Genomic DNA, 20,776 nt, shown 5'->3' with positions numbered 1-20,776 from the left:
GATTTTCTTTACATAAAATGAATGAATCTTCCATCCGCGTAGCAGTTTTTAATGTAGTAAAGGTGATCAATTTGAAGAAAGAATATCGAATTAAGAAAAATAGTGATTTTCAATATGCCTTTAAAGCAGGGAAATCCTTTGCAAACCGTCAGCTCGTTATTTATTATGTGAAGAAAGAGGGACAATCGCATTTCCGAATGGGTCTATCAGTTGGTAAAAAAATTGGGAATGCAGTAACAAGAAATCGTATTAAGCGATATTTGCGACAGGCTTTTTTTGAGCTAAAGGACGACATTGCTTATCCATATGATATTGTTATCATTGCGAGACAGCCAGCTAAGCAAATGACCTTTTCGGAGATCAAAAAAAGTTTAACCCATTTGTTATATAAAGAACATTTGTTAAAAAATCACTAAATTTAATATAGAATCTTCCCCTTATTTAAGTTAAAATAACGATAGGTGACAGAAAACTTGTCTTTTAGGAATGTATAAAAATTTTTTGGTTTATCGTATAAGAAAAATGACAGCTTTCGCTATAAAGAATTGGCGATAAGTCTAGTTTTTTAATATAGAGTTAGGAGGAAATGTGTTGCGTAAAAAGTTTTGGTTGCTAGTGGCACTTATTGGTTTACTGGCAATTTTATCTGGTTGTACAGAAGTAAACGAGCCGATTACGAGTGAAAGTGAAGGAATTTGGAACCAGTACTTCGTATATCCAATTTCATGGCTTATCACTTATTTTGCAGAATTATTTAATGAAAATTATGGACTGGCAATCGTTCTCGTAACAATTATTGTTCGTTTATTACTGTTGCCACTAAATGTGAAACAATTGAAAAGCTCGAAGGCGATGCAAGATATTCAGCCAAAGATGAAAGAGCTGCAGCAAAAATATAGTTCTAAAGATGCGAATACGCAGCAAAAGTTGCAACAGGAGACCATGGCTTTATTCCAAAAGCATGGTGTAAATCCACTTGCTGGTTGCTTACCGATTTTCGTTCAAATGCCAATTTTAATTGGGATGTATCATGCGATTATGCGAACAGAAACGATTAAAACACATAGCTTTTTATGGTTCCAATTAGGGGAACCAGATCCATTTTTTATTTTACCATTAATTGCTGGTGGGGCGACATTCCTACAGCAAAAGTTGATGATGGCAGGAAGTCCTGCTGCGCAAAATCCGCAAATGATGGTTATGCTTTATGTTATGCCTATCATGATCGGTGTCTTTGCAATTTTCTTCCCGTCTGCTTTAGCGTTATACTGGGTAGTAGGGAATATCTTTATGGTTGCTCAAACGTTATTTATTCGTAAGCCAATGATGGCTGCAAATAATGGAGGAGACAAAAAGTGAGAGAAATAACTGCTAGTGGACAAACAGTTGAAGAAGCGGTCCAGGCAGCTTTAGAGCAGTTAAAAACAACCAGGGACCACGTTGAAGTTGATGTCATTGATGAAGGTAAAAAGGGATTGTTCGGCGTATTTGGTACGAAACGTGCTTACGTTAAAGTCAAAATCGTTGAAAATCCAATTGAAAAAACGGAAAAATATTTGCAGCAAATATTAGAACAAATGAATGTTTCTGCAACGGTGCAGACGACTGTCACAGACCATCATGTTACGTATGAAGTAACAGGCGATGATATTGCTTTATTGATTGGAAAAAGAGGTCAGACGTTAAATGCGCTACAATATTTGTTGCATCTGGCAATGAATAAAAATGCTTCTGAATTTTACACAGTCACATTGGATGCAGAAGGATACCGAGAACGTCGCAAAGAAACATTAGAAGCGTTGGCGAACAGAATGGCAGATAAAGCAGTTCGCTTAAATAAAAAGGTAGCTTTAGAGCCAATGCCTGCTTTTGAAAGAAAAATTATTCATAACGTACTACAGGAAAATAAAGCTATTACTACTTATTCTGATGGTAATGAACCACATCGGCATATTGTTATTCAACCGTAAAGTAACGCTATACATCCTATCTAGCTGAAAAACTAGATAGGATTTTTTATTGGTCTAGAAAATGATAAAATTTTTAAGATATGGATAAACTTACTAAGTTATTTAGCCACATCCGGCGCAAGCGCCCAGCAACTAGGCGACTTCACTCCATTGACCTAAAATAAGTCATCATCGGTTCGTTCTAAATAGGAAGCCCGACTAAAGACGGGGTAGCTGGAGGGCGCCGGCATACTCCTGTTGCAGGAGCATGATTCCTAAAACTTTCGTTGATTCGCTCCACTCGCTACGTTGCTAACCCGGGCGCCCCGAGCCTTTGTTCTTTACACGTACCCAATGCTTGTCAAGATTGTGAAAAAAAGAAAGTTGAGTTTTAATTAGATATCCACATGTGGATAATCTTATGGGAAAAAGAAACGAAAAAAGGTTGTGGATAACTGTGTTTTGTGCTATTCTGTTAAGTTAGTGACGATAAAAAAATGCACTTCATATAGATATTCCATGTATAGGTTGGAGGTGATTAGCAATGGAAACAGATACAATTACGGCTATTTCAACACCAATTGGTGAAGGAGCAATTGCAATTGTTCGTTTAAGCGGTCCTAAGGCTATTTCCATCACAGCTAATGTTTTTAAAGGAAAAAATTTAGGTGATGTGGCTTCACATACAATACATTACGGGAAAATAATCGATCCTGAGACAAAAGAGGTTGCTGAGGAAGTTATGGTTTCCGTTATGCGAGCACCAAAAACGTTTACCCGCGAAGATGTTGTAGAAATTAATTGTCACGGGGGTATGGTTGCGGTTAACCGTGTTTTGGAAATTATTTTAAGCCAAGGAGCTAGACTAGCTGAGCCTGGTGAATTTACGAAACGTGCTTTTTTACATGGGAGAATTGATTTATCGCAAGCAGAAGCAGTGATGGATCTTATCCGAGCGAAAACAGACAAAGCCATGTCCGTTGCATTAAAGCAGATGGACGGTCGCTTATCTGCGCTTATTCGTCGTTTACGTCAAGATTTGTTGGAAACAGTGGCACATGTAGAGGTTAACATTGATTATCCAGAATACGATGACGTCGAAGAAATGTCCCATGATATGATGCGCACGAAATCAAAAGAAGTGTATAAAGAAGTCGTTGAGCTTCTACAAGTGGCGAAACAAGGGAAGATTTTACGAGAAGGTTTAGCAACAGCGATTATAGGACGGCCAAATGTTGGCAAGTCGTCCCTAATGAATACACTTGTTCAAGAGAATAAAGCAATTGTTACAGAAGTTCCAGGAACGACTCGCGATATTATTGAAGAATATGTTAGTGTAAGAGGGGTTCCTTTACGGTTAGTAGATACCGCTGGGATTCGTGAAACAGAAGACATTGTGGAAAAAATTGGCGTAGAACGATCTCGTCAAGTTCTAAAAGAATCGGATTTAATTTTATTTGTACTAAACTATAATGATGTGCTATCAGAAGAAGATGAAAAGTTATTTAAAGCAATAGAAGGCTTAGATTACATCGTTATTATTAATAAAACGGATTTAGAGCAAAAATTAGATTTAGACCGTGTTTATGAATTGGCTGCAGAAAAACCAATTGTTATTACTTCCTTGGTGAAAGAAGAAGGGGTAAATGAATTAGAAGAAGCCATTGCAAAAACTTTTTTCGCTGGTGATATAGATACGGGCGACCTCACATATGTTTCGAACGTCCGTCATATTCAACTGTTGAAACAAGCCAAACAAGCTTTAGAAGATGCGATGGAAGGCCTAGAACTTGGACTACCGTTAGATGTCGTACAAATAGATGTAACAAGAACGTGGGAATTACTAGGTGAAATCATCGGGGATACTGCAAGTGACAGCCTTATTGATCAGCTTTTCTCACAATTTTGTCTCGGAAAATAAAGTTACTTTAATTTAGAAAGGATGAGACCAATGACTTATGATGCAGGACATTATGATGTAGTCGTGGTCGGTGCAGGTCACGCAGGTGTAGAGGCTGGGCTTGCGGCTGCTAAAATGGGAGCAAAAACATTAATGCTCACACTTAATTTAGATATGATCGCATTTATGCCATGTAATCCATCTATTGGAGGACCAGCAAAAGGGATTGTTGTAAGGGAAATTGACGCACTAGGTGGTGTCATGGGTAAAGTGATTGATAAAACGCATATTCAAATGCGTTTGTTAAATACAGGAAAAGGGCCTGCCGTTCAAGCGCTTCGGGCGCAAGCGGATAAACCGATGTATATTAAGGAAATGAAAAATATTGTAGAAAATGAGAAAAACCTTACATTGCGCCAAGGAATGGTAGATCGTTTAGTAGTTGAAGATGGTGTCTGTAAGGGAGTTGTTACCGAAACCAATGCTTTCTATCGTGCAGAAACCGTCATTATTACGACAGGAACGTTTATGCGAGGGAAAGTGCTTATGGGAGATTTGGAATATGAAAGTGGTCCAAATAATCAACGACCAACGATTAAATTGTCCGAAAACCTAGAAGAACTAGGTCTTGAAATTACGCGTTTTAAAACAGGTACACCTCCACGTGTAAATAGCCATACGATTGATTATTCAAAAACAGAAATCCAGCCGGGAGATGAGACACCCCGCAGTTTTTCATATGAAACAACAGAATATATTACAGATCAAATTCCATGCTGGTTAACGTATACGAATGAATTCACGCATGAAATTATCAATGAGAACCTCTCCCTTTCTGCTATGTATTCTGGAATGAAACGGGGAACAGGTCCGAGATATTGTCCGTCTATTGAGGATAAAATTGTCCGCTTTAACGACAAGCCTCGCCATCAAATTTTCTTAGAGCCAGAAGGAAGAGATACAGAAGAAGTGTATGTACAAGGGCTATCGACTTCTTTACCTGAATCTGTACAGCATGGCATGGTAAGAAGTGTAGAAGGGTTAGAGCATGCTGAAATTATGCGAGCGGGCTATGCGATTGAATATGATGCAATTGTACCAACACAGCTATGGCCGACACTGGAAACAAAGAAAATCCCCGGTTTATTTACGGCGGGGCAAATTAATGGTACTTCTGGTTATGAAGAGGCAGCAGCTCAAGGGATTATGGCTGGTATTAATGCCGCTGCAAAAGTATTGGGGAAAGATCCAGTCATTTTAGATCGATCACAAGCTTATATTGGTGTGCTTATAGATGATTTAGTGACAAAAGGAACAAATGAACCGTATCGACTATTAACATCTCGTGCAGAGTATCGCTTACTATTAAGACATGACAATGCTGACTTTCGTATGACAGAGCTAGGCTATGAGCTAGGCTTAATTACGGAAGAGCGTTATGCTGCATTTAAGGAAAAATATCGTCTCGTAGAAGAAGAAAAGAAACGATTGCAAAAATTAATCATTAAGCCTACAGAGGAAGTAAATGCATTTTTAGAAACAGCTGGGGCATCAAAGATGAAAGAAGCTGTAAAAGCATATGATCTTTTAAAGCGACCAGAGCTGTCGTATGACTTATTAGCACCAATTATTCATGCTGATCCGTCACTTCCACATGATGTTACGGAACAAGTCGGTATTCAAATTAAATATGAGGGATATATTAAAAAGGCGAATGATCAAGTGGCACGCATGCTGAAAATGGAAGAAAAGAAAATACCAGAAGATATTGATTATGATGCAATTAGTGGTATAGCTACAGAAGCGAAAGAGAAGCTAAAAAAAGTCCGTCCACTCTCTGTCGGGCAAGCATCGCGTATTTCTGGAGTAAACCCAGCTGATATATCTATTTTAGTTGTTTATATGGAGCAAGGAAATATAGCGCGTCTGGCTAATTAATGATAGTAAGCAGATTTAGCTTATAAGTAGCTAAGTCTGCTTTTATCTACATAAGGAGTAGAAGCATGAACCGAGAACAATTCTTTCAAGTATTAGAGGAAAAAGGAATAAAGTTAACCACATATCAAAAGGAACAATTTTCCATTTATTTTTCAACATTAATTGAATGGAACGAAAAAATCAACTTAACTGGTTTAACGGAGGAAGCCGATGTTTATTTAAAACATTTTTATGATTCCATCAGTGCAGCATTTTATTTTGATTTCAAACAAGTACAATCAATTTGTGATGTTGGTGCAGGGGCAGGTTTTCCTAGTATTCCGTTAAAAATTTGCTTTCCACATTTACAAATTACTATTGTTGATTCATTGAAGAAGCGAATTGGATTTTTAAATGAATTATCCACTGCTTTGTCGTTAGAAAAAGTCGCCTTTTATCATGACCGAGCGGAAAACATGGGTAAAAATGCATCTTTTCGGGAAACTTTTGACGTAGTAACTGCAAGGGCGGTTGCTCGTATGTCTGTATTAAGTGAACTTTGTTTACCTCTAGCAAAAAAACAAGGAACTTTTTTGGCAATGAAAGGTGCAAAAGCAGGGGAGGAGATAGAATTAGCTAAGCCTGCGATTGAGGTTTTGGGTGGGGAATTAAAACAAATGTACACGTTTACGTTGCCTGAGGAAGATAGTGAACGCTCTATTATTGAAATATATAAAGCAAGGAAAACACCTAAAAAATATCCACGAAAAGCTGGACTTCCAAATAAAGAGCCAATTGAATGAGTGTGATTCACGCTTCTAATGGTTAGGATCTATCCTGGATAGAAGGTGCTGTAAGGCTCCCGCTGTATGAATTGAAGGAAAGTCAAAATGGGGGATAGCAGCATCTTCATTGCTCTAGCAATGAAGGGATGAAAAAATCCGGCTGATGAATGAGTATTTTTCCTAATATATATATGGTAAAATAAAGCCATATACGTGTTTGTGACCAAGTAATAATTTCGTATAGCGCTAGCAGTTTGCTGCTGCGTTTTTTCTTATACGGCTACTTTTATATATAGAGCCGAAGCGCTATTTTAAATTATAATTCTGCTTCGTAAATGATCGAATGATAAGAGAAGGTTATATAGATTAAATATTCAATTTATTCGTTCAGTAAGATATATATTTTTTCGCTTACTTTATCTATCTTCTATTTAAACAAGAAAAGGAGATAGAGAGAAACAAGTTTCGCTTTATAAGCGCTTTTCCTGTGCTATAATATTTATAGTTATTCCATATAGAATGTTCCACGTGAAACATTTTATATTTTATACATAGATCATATTATAATAGTAAAATAGAGGTGGTGTGGAATTATGGTGAAGCCCTTTAACCGTTTTTTTGGAATCGGTGATAAACCTGAACAGGGAAATGCTTCCGATTCAGGTATAGATATTCACTCCAATGAAGTGATACAGATCCCTGTTAAAAATATAAAACCTAATCGTTATCAGCCTAGGTCTATTTTTAGTGAAGAAAAGATAAAAGAACTTGCTCAAACGATACAAACACATGGTATGATCCAACCAATTATCGTTAGGCATTTGGATGAAAATGACCAGGCAGAACAACACTATGAAATTATTGCTGGAGAAAGAAGATGGCGAGCGGTGGAGTCCTTAGGATGGGAACATATTTCTGCTATTGTCAAAGAAATGACGGACACAGAGACTGCTTCCGTTGCCCTTATAGAGAATTTACAACGTGAGGAACTAACTGTAATCGAAGAGGCAACAGCGTATGCGCAACTATTAGAAATTCATGATTTAACCCAAGAAGCGCTTGCTCAACGATTAGGAAAAAACCAATCAACTATTGCAAATAAGTTACGATTACTTAAATTGCCGCAAGCAGTTCAAGAAGCATTGCTAGGAAAATATATCACAGAGAGGCATGCTAGAGCCCTCATTAAATTAAGTGATGAAGAGGAACAAATTAAATTATTACAAAAAATCATTGAAAATCATTTAAATGTAAAGCAAACAGAAGATAAAATAGCAAAAATAAATGAGCGGAAAGAAAAACCCGCAAAAAGGAATACAGCTAAACGAAAAGGTTTTAATAAGGATATTCGTATTGCAATGAATACGATACGTCAATCCCTTAACATGGTTTCTGATACAGGTGTTGAAGTTGAGTCTGATGAACAAGATTTAGAAGATTATTACCAAATCACGATTAAAATTCCAAAGAAGAAATAATTCATTTATATATTTAAGTTTAATGATAACCATATCGTTTCAGAAAAGGATCATACTTATACTATAGGAAAATATAAAATCCTTTGATTTATAATACAAGAAAACTGGCTCCTCCATAGAAATTTGATGGTAAGCCAGTTTTTCTACAGGTAACCCATCTCTACAAAGGTGGGTGTTTTTCACTATTTACGTTTATTGTAAAAGAAAAATGACGGTGTTTTTATGGCAAACCATGTATTTCTTAAGAATTATGTATCTACTAAAATTACGAATCGCTAACAAAATTAAAATTAGTCAGCTATTTAGAAGAAAAAATGATAAAATAGATAGTATATCGTTTTAGGTAGGTGTCAACATGGGAAAAATAATGTCCATCGCTAACCAGAAAGGTGGCGTAGGAAAAACAACATCATCTGTTAATTTAAGTGCTTGTTTAGCACATTTAGGAAATAAGGTTCTTCTTGTAGATGTAGACCCGCAAGGTAACGCTACAAGTGGAACAGGTGTAAATAAAGCAGATGTAAAACATTGTATTTATAATGTCCTTGTAGAAGATTTACCTGCGGAAGAAGTATGTATTTCTACAACGATTGACAATTTAGATATTATACCTGCTACTATCCAATTAGCTGGGGCAGAGATAGAGTTGGTGCCAACAATATCTAGAGAAATACGGCTTAAAAAATCATTAGAGAATCTGAAGCTAGACTATGATTACATTATCATTGATTGCCCTCCATCACTTGGGTTATTGACTTTAAATGCACTAACTGCTTCTGACTCTGTCATTATTCCAGTACAATGTGAGTATTATGCATTGGAAGGGCTAAGTCAGTTGCTAAACACCATTAGACTAGTACAAAAGCATCTTAATAAAACACTTATGATTGAAGGAGTGTTATTAACGATGCTTGATGCTAGAACCAATTTAGGTTTACAAGTTATTGAAGAAGTGAAAAAATATTTTCAAGACAAAGTCTATCAAACGATAATTCCAAGAAATGTAAGATTAGGAGAAGCTCCAAGTCATGGTTTGCCAATTATTACTTATGATGCAAAGTCAAAAGGTGCAGAAGTATATCTTGAGTTAGCGAAGGAAGTGATGGCCAATGGCGAAAGGGTTAGGTAAAGGAATTAATGCTTTCTTTCCAGAGGTTGAGGAAAAACAAGATGATGTTATTGAGGAAATTGCTATTTCTGAGTGCCGTCCAAATCCATATCAGCCTCGAAAAACTTTTCACGCAGACGCTATTGAAGAGTTAAAAGAATCTATTCTTGAGTACGGTATTATTCAGCCTTTGATTGTTCGAGCGAGCATTAAAGGCTATGAAATTGTCGTAGGAGAAAGAAGATATCGTGCAGCTAAAGAGGCAGGACTAGATAAGATACCAGTCATTATTAAAGACTTAACCGATGATAAAATGATGGAACTGGCTTTATTGGAAAACTTGCAGCGAGAGGATTTAACTCCTATCGAAGAGGCCCATGCGTATGCTAACTTAATGAACGAATTAAACATTACACAGGAAGAATTATCGAAACGGTTAGGAAAAAGTAGATCACACATCGCTAATATGGTACGATTGCTTTCTTTGCCTGAGTCCGTTATTGCCTACATAAATAATGGAGAGCTTTCCATGGGGCATGGGCGTGCTATACTGGGTCTGAAGGATAAAACAAAAGTTCAAGCCTTAGTACAAAAAATACGAAAAGAAAAATTAAATGTAAGACAGGTAGAAAAATTGATCGTTCAATTGAACGAAAAGCCTGTAAAACAAAAAGAAAAACCAAAGAAAGATGTATTTATTCAAGAAAGAGAAACGTTTCTTAGAGAAAGGTTTGGAACTGCTGTAACCATTCAACGTGGCAAACGGAAAGGTAAAATTGAGATAGAATTTTATAACGATAACGATTTACAGCGTATTATTGATACGCTTGAAAATGAATGAGTTTCTGTTTTTAGAGTTGTTTCTAACTAGGATAATATTAGAAATAAGTAGAGACTGACAATATTGTCAGTCTTTCGTTTTACATTATACGAAAGTATAAAATTTCAGGGGTTATAATATTAGAAAAACGATGCCATTCGCCATAAGACTTGGCGGCAAGCCAAATTTTTCTAAAATGTAATCACTTTGCTGAAAGGCACTAGATAAGAGAAGACAGTTTTATCGTAAATCATTATACATGAGCTATAATTAAATTTTCCTACAATCGCGTTTTCATATAAATGTAAGTTACATACAAATGTTTCACGTGAAACAGTGATATATTTAAATAGGGGAGGCGGACAAAATAGCATTATATGGTACAATTATAAATGGAGTTTTAATTATTATTGGCAGCTTACTAGGTTTAGTATTCACTAAAATCCCAGATCGGTATAAAGAGACTGTCATGCAAGGAATCGGTTTAGCTGTCATATTAATTGGTTTGCAAATGGCTTTTGTCACGGAACAAATTATTGTGGTTTTACTAAGCTTACTGATGGGAGCTGTTCTAGGAGAATGGCTTCGCTTAGAAGACCGTTTAAATCAATTAGGAAAATGGGTTGGCAATCAATTAGGTTCTAAAGAAGATGATACACGAGTTTCGCAAGGTTTTGTTACAGCCTCTTTAATATTTGTCATTGGTGCAATGGCCATTATTGGAGCGTTAGATAGTGGATTGCGAGGAGATCATGAAGTTTTAATAACAAAAGGTATATTAGATGGCTTTGTCTCCTTAGTATTGACGACAACGTTAGGATTTGGGGTTATATTATCAGTTATTCCTGTACTATTATATCAAGGTTCTATTGCTCTATTAGCGACACAAATCGAGGGAATCATTCCTAAAGCATATTTGGATGGTTTCATCACGGAAGTAACAGCAGTAGGTGGCTTATTAATTGTAGCAATTGGACTAAATCTATTAAATATTACATCTATAAGAATAGGAAATCTATTACCAGCTGTTATAATGGTAGGCTTCGTTTACTCTGTATATCTACTATTTTTGTAACTATACATGTAGGGTAACATAGTTAGATTCCTATAGCTGAAAAAGTCTTGTTTTCTAAATACTATAAACTAAAAAATCTTATACATTCCTATAGTGAACAAAAGGATTAGGTGTGCATAGCCTATCCCTTTTGTTCCATCTATAGTCCATATGTATGGGAGACGGGTACCATCGATTAAGAGAAAAATTGCCCAATCAATGAATTTCTGACTCCTGCATCAGCGCTTGTCATGGCTTCATAAAGAAAACGATTCTTATATGGTCGTTGAAACCACAGCTGGCATTCTTTTTCTATATGTTAAACGTTGATCTACATAATCTAAAAGGTCGGCAATTAATTTGGCCATTGCCATAACAATTTGCAATCTCGTATTTTGTAAAACAGCGTACTCCATAAATCCACTCACATTAACAACACCAGTAAGATGAACATCTCCTATAGCAGGAAGTGGCTTATTTAATGCTGCGCCAGGTTTAATAGGTCCTTTTCCTGCAATAATTTTTCCTACAGAATGTTGCTTTCCTAAACAAGCATCAATGGCTATTATAAAAGGATGTCGGTATGATGTCTCAATTTGATGTAGATAATCTTGTAAATTGACAGCATGAACGGGGTTATCCAACGTGCCATAGATAGAAATATGCCTCGGTTTCTTCTCAGAAAACAAACTCCCAACAAGTGGTCCTAAAGCATCTCCTGTAGAACGGTCTGTCCCAATAGATACAACTACATATTCCCGTGGTGACGGAGGGAGAAGTGCTAAAAAACGGTTTAGCATATTCAAATGGAATTCCGGATCTGTATAGTGCATACGGAATTGATCTTGATTATCCAATAATTTGTTTTTAAAAATCATAGCTTATCCTCCAAAGACATATTGGTATAGTATACGGATATTTTCCTGAATCTATACGTAGATGATTAAAATAAATGGAGGAAAAGAGATGATACGAGCAGGGATGCAATGGATGTTTTTAATTATTGGCACAACGATTGGAGCAGGGTATGCTTCAGGAAGAGAATTATGGCAATTTTTTGGGCATGAAAGTGGACTAGCTATTGTGTTATTTGCCTGTTTTTTTACTATTTGCTGTATAGGCATTATGAATGTAAGCTACACACGAAAGTCTACCCACTACTTACCAGTTCTGCGAGATATTGTAGGTGTGAAATTAACCAAAGTGTATGACGTGATGATTTTTATTTATTTGTTTACAACTACTGTTATTATGATTGCTGGTAGTGGTGCAACATCGCAAGCGTTTAATTACCCTTACTGGTGGGGAATAAGTATAATAATTGTTGCGCTTATACTACTATTTTTAAAAGGAGTGAACGGCCTCCTATCTATAAACCAATTTATATTACCAATATTATTAACAGGGCTTGTGTTTGTTCTATTATGGTTTACAGTCGATCAAAAATTGGATCTTTTTTCACATTGGCATGAACAACGAAATTGGATGGCCGCATTCCCTTTTACGGCATTAAATATTCTTCCGCTAATTGCTGTCTTGGGAGCCATCGGACATAAAGTACAATCAAAACAAGAAATATGGATTGCTTCTATTGGCAGTGGGCTTACACTTGGAGTTATTTCGTTTATTTACAATAATAGTTTAATTCAAATTGCTGATGAAGTACTAGTATATGAGATTCCATTATTTGCTATTATGAAGAACTATCCATTACAAATGCTCGTTTTTATGAGTATATTATTATGGTTTGCTATTTTTACCACAGCTGCTTCAGGAATACTTGGCATTGTGAGCCGTATACAAGACTATGTCAAGCAGCCATTATGGTTGATTGTTTGCTTGACCTTGGTTACAATGATTCCATTAACAGCTCTCGGTTTTTCAACTTTAATTCAATACTTATACCCCATTTACGGTATATTAAATTTATACGTATTAACGCGATTATTATTTCTCCCTTTTTGGGATAAAATGGAAAAACCAAAAATATAGATTTTGATAAGGCATGGGAGGCTTAGGATGAATTTAACGCAAAGTACAGTAGAAGAAAATGTAGAAAAAGAAGTAGATAATTTTCATAAACTGATGAATGATGCATGGGATTATTTAACAGGTGCTGATTTATGGTTTTCAGTTGGAAAAGGTATGCTGCAAATTATACTTATTCTCGTATTATCTCTAATGGTCATTCGTATTTCTCGGAAAGTAGTGGACCGGTTATTTAAGAATCGGGATAAAGGCCCCCTTCGCATTACGGAACGTCGGGAAAACACATTAAAAAAATTAATTAAAAATGTAATTGCATATGTGGTTTATTTTATCGCACTTCTTATGATTTTAGATGGTGTGTTTGGTCTGCAAATAGGGGCATTAATTGCTGGTGCAGGTGTCGCTGGTTTAGCAATTGGTTTTGGTGCGCAAAATTTAGTCAGAGACATTATCTCAGGATTTTTCATTATTTTTGAAGACCAATTTTCTGTAGGCGATTATGTTGGTGTCGCAGGTATTGAAGGAACGGTGGAAGAAATCGGTTTAAGAACAACGAAAGTATTAAGCTGGACAGGTGAAATGCATATTTTACCAAATGGTAATGTCACCCAAGTTATCAATTATTCCGTTCATAATGGGTTAGCAATCGTAGATATTAATGTACCTTATGAGAGTAGTGTCGATGACGCAGAGCGCTTAATAAATGAAGTTGCTGTTACACTACCAGATAAATATGATTTTGTTGTAGGAACCCCAGAAATTATTGGTGTGCAAAATTTAGAAGCGTCTCATTTTGTAATTCGTGTCATTGCAGAAACATTACCTGGTTTTCAATGGGCTGCAGAAAGAAATATTCGCCGTGATATGCAACATTACCTTTATCGATCAGGAATTGAAATACCATCTCCAAGAATCGTGATGTATTCTCGGGACCAGAAGCAAGAATTATTGGATTATAGCCAAAGGAAACAGTTTCATGATAGCTCGAGTAATCGAACAGGATATCCGGATCTTGAATCGCATGGCGAACAGTCCCCACAAAGGGAAGGCGATGAATAAGCAAAATAATTATAAATAGAAAAACCGATGGGGAGGCACAGATTTTCTATTAAGGAAGGAGCCAATAAGAAATATTGATCTGTTACTGTCGTGTATTCTTATTATCTTTATAAACACTAATTTACCGCTTTATAAGAGTTAAAATTTTGAATCGCTAATCCTAGCGTAGCATTTGCTTATTATACATGTTAAGGTTTAGATAGTTCATCTTACAATGATAAATAATGAAGGAGAACAGGGTAATGGAAGGAAAAGAATTTGCACTACATGATGTCGTACAAATGAAAAAGCCACATCCATGTGGCGACAACCGTTGGCGAATTATACGGATGGGAATGGATATTCGTATTAAATGTTTGGGCTGTGATCATAGTGTCATGATCCCGCGTAAACAATTTGAGAAAAAAATGAAAAAAATACTGATAAAAGCAGAAGAATAAGTACGGATATAAAAGGAAAAAGAAATTTTTTCATGTGTAAAGAAATAGCGATGACCGTGTTAAAATGGTATAATTATGATTAAAGATAAAGAGAAAATGAAATTTAATAGGGTAAAGTGTAAAAGTAGGCAGCTATTTCTGTCTACTTTTACTTTTAGTTAGCTTGTCATTTGATTGGCTTGTATCTATAATGAGAAGGACAAATGCGTCATATGAATGGAATCCTTAAGGAGTGAAATAGGCATGTCTTTAACAGCAGGAATTGTCGGTCTTCCAAACGTCGGTAAGTCCACGTTATTTAATGCAATTACCCAAGCTGGAGCAGAAGCAGCAAACTATCCGTTTGCGACCATAGATCCAAACGTAGGAATTGTAGAAGTACCAGACAAACGCTTAAATAAATTAACAGAATTAGTAAAACCAAAAAAGACAGTACCAACAACATTTGAGTTTACAGATATTGCAGGTATTGTAAAAGGCGCAAGTAAAGGGGAGGGATTAGGTAACCAGTTTTTATCTCATATTCGTCAAGTAGATGCTATTTGCCAAGTCGTCCGTTGCTTTGATGATGAGAATATTACGCATGTATCTGGAAAAGTCGATCCAGTTGAAGATATGGATATTATTAATTTGGAATTAATTCTTGCAGATTTGGAAACGGTGAACAAACGATTCCAACGTGTGGAGAAATTAGCTAGGCAAAAGGAAAAATCTGCTGTTGCAGAATTTGACGTATTAAGTAAATTGAAGACAGGATTAGAAGAAGAACAACCAGTTAGAGCAATGGAGTTTAATGAAGAACAATGGAAAATTGTTAAAGGACTACATTTGCTTACAAGTAAGCCAACGCTTTATGTAGCTAATGTAAGTGAAGAAGAAGTAGCAGATACAGATGCCAATGAGCATGTTCAAAAAGTAAAAGCATATGCAGAAAAAGAAAATGCAGAAGTGATTGTCGTTTGTGCAAAAATAGAAGAAGAGATTTCCGAATTAGATGAAGAAGAAAAAGCCATGTTCTTGGACGATTTAGGTATTACAGAATCGGGTCTGGACAAGCTGATTAAAGCTTCTTATCATTTATTAGGATTGGCGACATATTTTACAGCGGGAGAACAAGAAGTTCGTGCTTGGACGTTCCGTAAAGGGATGAAAGCACCACAAGCTGCTGGAATCATTCATACTGATTTTGAACGTGGTTTTATCCGTGCTGAAACGGTGTCCTACGATGATTTAGTAGCAGCTGGATCTATGACAAAAGCGCGGGAAAATGGAAAGGTACGGTTAGAAGGGAAAGATTACATCGTTCAAGATGGCGATGTTATACACTTCCGATTTAATGTGTAAACGTAAAACAGGATCTCTCGAAAAACTTGTCATTTGTAAGATGATTTGGTATAATACACTATCGTGAGTAATTAAATTTTATGAATTACTCCTTGCTCTCATGACGACATTATTTACCGTCGAATATTGGGAGCCGCTAAGTCCAAAAGGAGGTGCTACGGATGAGAAAATACGAAATCATGTACATCATCCGCCCAGACATGGAAGAAGAAGCGCAGACAGCTTTAATAGAGCGTTTCAATGGTATTCTTACTGATAATGGTGCGGAGATTGAAAAAGTTGATGAAAAAGGCAAAAAACGCCTTGCTTATGAAATCAATGACTATCGTGATGGGTATTATGTAATCATTAACTTCAGCAGTGATGATCAAGCTATTAACGAGTTTGACCGTCTAGCAAAGTTTTCTGATGATATTATTCGTCATATTGTCGTTCGAGAAGATGATCAATAATAAGGAGTGGTTCGGATGTTAAATCGTGTCGTACTTGTCGGCAGGTTAACGAAGGATCCTGATTTACGTTACACCCCAAGTGGCGTAGCAGTTGCCAATTTCACACTTGCGGTAAACCGTCCATTTTCCAATCAACAGGGGAACCGTGAAGCAGATTTTATTAACTGTGTCGTTTGGCGTAGAGCAGCGGAAAACCTGGCGAATTATATGAATAAAGGTAGCATGGTTGGTGTGGATGGACGAGTGCAAACACGCCGATTTGAAGGCCAAGATGGAAAAACAGTATTTGTTACTGAAATAGTGGCAGAAAGTGTTCAATTTTTGGAAACAAAAGGTTCTTCTCAGGGCGGGGGACAAGGTGCATCAGGATTTCAACCAAACAGAAACCAAGGTCAATTCGAACCGCAATCCAACCCATATGAACAAAGTCAAAGTCAAAATCAAAATAACAAGGAAAATCCATTTCAAAATAATGGAGAACCTATTGAAATATCAGATGATGATTTACCATTTTAATTAAAAGGAGGTCATATTGATGGCAGCTCGTCGCGGTCGTGCAAAACGTCGTAAAGTGTGTTATTTTACAGCGAACGGAATTACACACATTGACTATAAAGATGTTGACTTGCTAAGACGTTTTATTTCTGAACGTGGAAAAATTCTTCCTCGTCGTGTAACTGGAACTTCTGCAAAATATCAACGTAAACTAACGAAAGCAATCAAACGTGCTCGTACAATGGCTTTATTGCCATATGTGGCTGAGTAATCATAAAAAAACCATCTTTTGCTACTTGCAGAAGATGGTTTTTTTAACAGATAAGAAAGTATAAAATTATTATTGATTATAGTATAAGAAAAACGAAGGCTATCGCTAGGAGACTTGGCGGCAAGCCTTCGTTTTTCTAAACATTATAGAATGTTTTTAAACCGTAAATTATCGCTCTATTTATTTGGTGATAACTGAATTTTTTCTAGGCTTTAATAGTGAGTAGCGTATGCAAGAAAACAATACAGACCACAGTTTTATTTGACTTACATAAAAAAATGGAAGTAAATGAAGTCTTGTTCGTGTATGAGTTTGAACTATTCTCCAAACCCATATGCTGCAAAAGTTTCTGTTGCCTTTTTTGAACTTATAAAATCGGTTAACACCTTCGCATCATGATGATTTGTACTATAGGAAGTAATTCCCGTTTCATAAACGATGGGTGGATGGAGGTGCTCGTCAATTTCATAGATCACGTTTATGTCCTCGTTTTGCAACGCGTTGGAAGCATATACAACGCCAAGTGTTTGCGCATCCTCTTTCACCTTTTCCATAATGTCTGCTACATCTTTAACATAGACAGTTTTATTTTTAATGGTGTCCCATATATTTACTTCATTTGATTGGAAAGCTTTTTGTGCATAATCACCAGCTGTTACATTCACGGTATCACCTAGAACGAGTTCTTTAAAAGGAGCCCGTTTTAAATCACTTAAATCTTCTATTGATAGCTCTTTATCTGTATGTGATATTAATACGAGTTGATTGTGAGCAAATCTTTTTTGCGAACCATTTAGAATTAATCCTTCTTTTTTTAACGTATCCGTCCACTCTTTATTTGCAGATAAGAGCAGGTCGATGGGAGCCCCTTGTTGAATATTACCAGCTAATTGGCCAGAACTTGCAAAATTAACTTCTACTGCTATTGTCGGATGTTCTTTTTCAAATTTCGTGATTAGTTCTGGAAGTACATCTTTCAAACTGGAATCAGCAGCTACAAGTATTTTATTTTGTTCAGCAGGTTGCTCGAATAGTTGTTCTTCCTCAAACAGAGAGCACCCTGTTAGAAAAACGATGCTGATGCAAAGGATAAAAATATGCTTCATGTAAGTCCTCCTAGTGCTCATAATATTCTATCACTGTTCTAATAATCAAATGAACGGAGCTTTAAATAGTTTTTTTCATTTTTTCTACTTTTTCCGCCGTTTTGGATATACGGTAATAATCAAAACGAGAAATAGTAATGAATAAGCACAGAATAGGAATAAGAAACTATCTTGCAGAGGAAAAAAGATTCCTACAATTGTGTAGAACAAAAAAGGGATGCTTGTGGTAAAAACAGACATTTTCCATAGTATAGAAAACTTTAATTTTCGATCCATAAATTTGGCTATAAGTGTTCCAATACCCGCTATAATAGATAAAAGAATAAATATTATGATTGATAAAGGCAAATAATGAAAAATAAAAAAGTAAATGATTTTGAAAAAACCATTTAACTGTGCTGCTACTCCATCCCCTGTTGTTAAAGTATATTGGAGAAATGAAGGAATAGATACAAGTAAGATAAGAATTAACATATAAATAACTGCAATATCCATCCCAATACGATTAAGCTGGAATATTGCGTTCTTTTTGGGGAGTTTGATACTATGTATGAACGCATGGAAGAATATCATTATTGTCACCCTTGTCTTTATTTCACTCTAAGAAAGTATAAAATGTACTATAGTATAAGAAAAACTGCAACATTCTTTTAAAACTTAGTGTTACGTTTTTCTAACTACTTCTATTATAGTAGAAATAAAGAATAAATTCCTTGTAAACGAATTGAAAAACAATTGTTGAACCGAATTTAATGGATGATTGGCAACAATATCGATATCATTTCCAACTTCGACAAAAGAAAACGACAGTTTCTGCGATCAAGACTTGGTGATAGCCAAGTTTTTCTAATAAGATAAGAAAGTATAAAATTAGTCGCTTTGGGATATGAATTCAACGAAATAACCCCGTCTGGCTCCAGCGCCCAGTAACTAGGCGACTTCACTCCATTGCCCTAAGCTAAGTCATCATCGGTTCGTGCTAAATAGCAAGGCTGACTAAAACGGATTTGCCTTAGTGCGTCGGAATAACCCTGTTTTAGTTAAAACTTTCGTTAATTCGTTCCACTCGGCTACGTTGCTAAACGGGCGCCCTGAGCCAATGTTCTACTATAGGAAAGTATACAAGTTTAAAGGTTTATAGTATAAGAAAAACGATGCCATTCGCCATAAGACTTGGCGACATGCCAAATTTTTCTAATCGAATTGCGTTTTTACTAAAATACTATATTAAAATAATATTACCCGGGAAATAATATTTCTATGCTTTTCGACAACTATTAGAGTAAAAAACATGTTATCATATTAGAATGGAATAGTAACAACTTAAGGTAGTGAGGTGCAAAATGAATCAAACTAAAAAACAAGTAGACGGTGCATTGTTTACTGGTCTATTCATTATCATATTGTTAGCTGGTTTATTTATTCCAGTAATAACACCAATTGCTATCTTTGTATTGCCAATTCCTTTTGTAATGTATACAGCAAGACATAGCTGGAAACCGGCTTTAGTAATGGCTGTTGCAACGATTATTTTATCTATATTGCTAGGAACAGTTCTTGCATTACCGCTTGCTGTACCTACAATTATTGGTGGTATAATGATTGGTGAGGCAATTCATAAAAAAATAACCGCTTATGAAACGTTAGCAAGAGGAACATTTGGATATATTGTTGGAATGCTACTTATATTTTTATTTGTACAGCTTGTTTTGCAAGTAAATATGGTTGCAGAGTTCCAATCCCTAATGGACGAATCATTAGCAAGATCAACAAGTATGATGGAGCAGTTTGGTAACCAAGAGCAAACTGATGTCGTTAAGGAAACAATGGAGCAAGTAACGGAAGGGTTAATGAACCTTCTTCCATTCTATTTTCTGTTCATAGCAATTATTCAAGCACTAATTAGTCAATGGCTCGCTTATAAGCTGATGAATCGGATTGAAAAACGACAATTACGTTTTCCGCCATTCCGTTCATTACGTTTTCCTTCAAGCGTCCTGTTTATTTATCTTTTTGTTCTACTTGCAGCTTTTATGGTAGCGGATGCTGATAGTGGCACAATGTCGATGGCTATACAAAATTTATTAGTAATTGCACAACTTATTTTAACGATTCAAGGATTTTCGTTTTTATTTTTCTTTGCACATGATAAAAAAATGTCCAAGGCATTTCCAATTATTAGTATCATTTTAGTATTGCTCATGCCAACGTTTATGTTTATTATTCGATTTTTAGGCATCCTAGATATCGGAATGAACTTAAGAGAGCGGATGGGGAAGAAATAAGGCGATAGAAGAATGGTACACTATAGGGAAGTATAAAGTTTAAAGGTTTATAGTATAAAAAAACTATGCCATTCGCCATAAGACTTGGCGACAAGCCAAGTTTTTCTAAAAAGATAAGAAGGTATAAAATAGTGGCTTGTGCATAACAACATAATTGAATAAGCCACGTCTGGCCCCAGCGCCCAGCAACTAGGTGACATCACGAAATCGCCTTATGATAGGTCATCATCGGTCGTTCCAAATAGGAAGGCCGACTAAAGATGGGCTTGCCGGAGGGCGCCGGCATACTCCTGTTGCAGGAGTATGATTCCTAAAACTTTCGTT

General features: G+C 36.1%; 21 protein-coding genes. 18 read left to right on the top strand and 3 right to left on the bottom strand.

What is annotated here, in order from left to right; translation table 11 throughout:
* Positions 1–71: 71 nt before the first annotated feature.
* The 10 genes from rnpA (at position 72) to BUB45_RS13550 (ending at position 11,032) form a co-directional block, all read left to right on the top strand.
* Entirely contained in the window at positions 72–416 is a 345-nt protein-coding gene (gene rnpA / locus BUB45_RS13595) for a ribonuclease P protein component (RefSeq protein ID WP_073010562.1), read from the top strand.
* 175 nt (positions 417–591) lie between these two features.
* Positions 592–1,359 (top strand): YidC family membrane integrase SpoIIIJ, encoded by a 768-nt coding sequence (spoIIIJ, locus tag BUB45_RS13590; RefSeq protein WP_073010559.1) that lies wholly within the window; start codon positions 592–594, stop codon positions 1,357–1,359.
* Positions 1,356–1,970, top strand: a complete 615-nt coding sequence (jag, locus tag BUB45_RS13585; RefSeq protein ID WP_073010556.1) for an RNA-binding cell elongation regulator Jag/EloR — start codon at positions 1,356–1,358, stop codon at positions 1,968–1,970. Before spoIIIJ ends, jag begins: the two co-directional genes overlap by 4 nt.
* Before the next feature lie 523 nt (positions 1,971–2,493).
* Positions 2,494–3,870 carry a tRNA uridine-5-carboxymethylaminomethyl(34) synthesis GTPase MnmE gene (mnmE, locus tag BUB45_RS13580; RefSeq protein WP_073010553.1) on the top strand — a complete coding sequence of 459 codons (1,377 nt, stop codon included), beginning with the start codon at positions 2,494–2,496 and terminating at the stop codon, positions 3,868–3,870.
* 30 nt (positions 3,871–3,900) lie between these two features.
* Positions 3,901–5,787 (top strand): tRNA uridine-5-carboxymethylaminomethyl(34) synthesis enzyme MnmG, encoded by a 1,887-nt coding sequence (mnmG, locus tag BUB45_RS13575; RefSeq protein ID WP_073010551.1) that lies wholly within the window; start codon positions 3,901–3,903, stop codon positions 5,785–5,787.
* A 65-nt stretch (positions 5,788–5,852) separates the two neighbouring features.
* Entirely contained in the window at positions 5,853–6,569 is a 717-nt protein-coding gene (rsmG, locus tag BUB45_RS13570; protein WP_073010548.1) for a 16S rRNA (guanine(527)-N(7))-methyltransferase RsmG, read from the top strand.
* Between the two features lie 575 nt (positions 6,570–7,144).
* Entirely contained in the window at positions 7,145–8,029 is an 885-nt protein-coding gene (gene noc / locus BUB45_RS13565) for a nucleoid occlusion protein (protein WP_073010546.1), read from the top strand.
* Between the two features lie 355 nt (positions 8,030–8,384).
* Entirely contained in the window at positions 8,385–9,158 is a 774-nt protein-coding gene (locus BUB45_RS13560; protein ID WP_073010544.1) for a ParA family protein, read from the top strand.
* Entirely contained in the window at positions 9,139–9,978 is an 840-nt protein-coding gene (locus BUB45_RS13555) for a ParB/RepB/Spo0J family partition protein (protein ID WP_073010541.1), read from the top strand. Before BUB45_RS13560 ends, BUB45_RS13555 begins: the two co-directional genes overlap by 20 nt.
* 346 nt (positions 9,979–10,324) lie before the next feature.
* The gene (locus BUB45_RS13550) at positions 10,325–11,032 is read left to right on the top strand and encodes a DUF554 domain-containing protein (RefSeq protein WP_073010538.1); all 708 of its coding nucleotides are present in this window, start codon (positions 10,325–10,327) and stop codon (positions 11,030–11,032) included.
* Between the two features lie 254 nt (positions 11,033–11,286).
* On the opposite strand, the gene yyaC is transcribed toward BUB45_RS13550, so the two are convergent.
* Positions 11,287–11,889: a spore protease YyaC gene (yyaC, locus tag BUB45_RS13545; protein ID WP_073010535.1), complete on the bottom strand. Its 603-nt coding sequence runs from the start codon at positions 11,887–11,889 to the stop codon at positions 11,287–11,289.
* Between the two features lie 88 nt (positions 11,890–11,977).
* Here yyaC and BUB45_RS13540 point away from each other — a divergent pair, with 88 nt between their 5' ends.
* From BUB45_RS13540 to rpsR, 7 genes are all read left to right on the top strand, one after another.
* Positions 11,978–13,003 (top strand): YkvI family membrane protein, encoded by a 1,026-nt coding sequence (locus tag BUB45_RS13540; RefSeq protein WP_073010532.1) that lies wholly within the window; start codon positions 11,978–11,980, stop codon positions 13,001–13,003.
* 27 nt (positions 13,004–13,030) lie between these two features.
* Positions 13,031–14,059, top strand: coding sequence for a mechanosensitive ion channel family protein (locus BUB45_RS13535; protein WP_084723682.1), 1,029 nt, complete (start codon positions 13,031–13,033; stop codon positions 14,057–14,059).
* A gap of 242 nt (positions 14,060–14,301) precedes the next feature.
* A complete protein-coding gene (locus BUB45_RS13530; RefSeq protein ID WP_073010529.1) occupies positions 14,302–14,499 on the top strand; it encodes a DUF951 domain-containing protein in 198 nt (65 codons plus the stop codon).
* A gap of 243 nt (positions 14,500–14,742) precedes the next feature.
* Positions 14,743–15,843 (top strand): redox-regulated ATPase YchF, encoded by a 1,101-nt coding sequence (gene ychF / locus BUB45_RS13525; protein ID WP_073010526.1) that lies wholly within the window; start codon positions 14,743–14,745, stop codon positions 15,841–15,843.
* A gap of 161 nt (positions 15,844–16,004) precedes the next feature.
* A complete protein-coding gene (gene rpsF, locus BUB45_RS13520) occupies positions 16,005–16,295 on the top strand; it encodes a 30S ribosomal protein S6 (protein WP_073010523.1) in 291 nt (96 codons plus the stop codon).
* Positions 16,296–16,310: 15 nt separating this feature from the next.
* Entirely contained in the window at positions 16,311–16,811 is a 501-nt protein-coding gene (gene ssb / locus BUB45_RS13515; protein ID WP_073010520.1) for a single-stranded DNA-binding protein, read from the top strand.
* Between the two features lie 19 nt (positions 16,812–16,830).
* On the top strand, positions 16,831–17,061 hold the full coding sequence (gene rpsR / locus BUB45_RS13510) for a 30S ribosomal protein S18 (protein ID WP_050350602.1): 231 nt from the start codon (positions 16,831–16,833) through the stop codon (positions 17,059–17,061).
* A gap of 317 nt (positions 17,062–17,378) precedes the next feature.
* Here the strand turns inward: rpsR and modA are convergent, their stop codons facing one another.
* Together modA and BUB45_RS13500 are read right to left on the bottom strand one after the other, a co-directional pair.
* The gene (gene modA, locus BUB45_RS13505) at positions 17,379–18,167 is read right to left on the bottom strand and encodes a molybdate ABC transporter substrate-binding protein (RefSeq protein ID WP_073010517.1); all 789 of its coding nucleotides are present in this window, start codon (positions 18,165–18,167) and stop codon (positions 17,379–17,381) included.
* Between the two features lie 84 nt (positions 18,168–18,251).
* Entirely contained in the window at positions 18,252–18,641 is a 390-nt protein-coding gene (locus BUB45_RS13500) for a DUF1189 family protein (RefSeq protein ID WP_240458840.1), read from the bottom strand.
* Between the two features lie 869 nt (positions 18,642–19,510).
* On the opposite strand from BUB45_RS13500, the gene BUB45_RS13495 reads away from it, so the two are divergent.
* Positions 19,511–20,452 (top strand): YybS family protein, encoded by a 942-nt coding sequence (locus BUB45_RS13495; protein WP_073010512.1) that lies wholly within the window; start codon positions 19,511–19,513, stop codon positions 20,450–20,452.
* The last annotated feature ends 324 nt before the right edge of the window (positions 20,453–20,776 follow it).

It is taken from the genome of Virgibacillus chiguensis, from assembly GCF_900129865.1.
Classification (GTDB): Bacteria; Bacillota; Bacilli; order Bacillales; family Amphibacillaceae; genus Virgibacillus; species Virgibacillus chiguensis.
The sequence above is the reverse complement of the archived record's forward strand: the minus strand, read 5'-3'. Positions and strand labels throughout refer to the sequence as shown.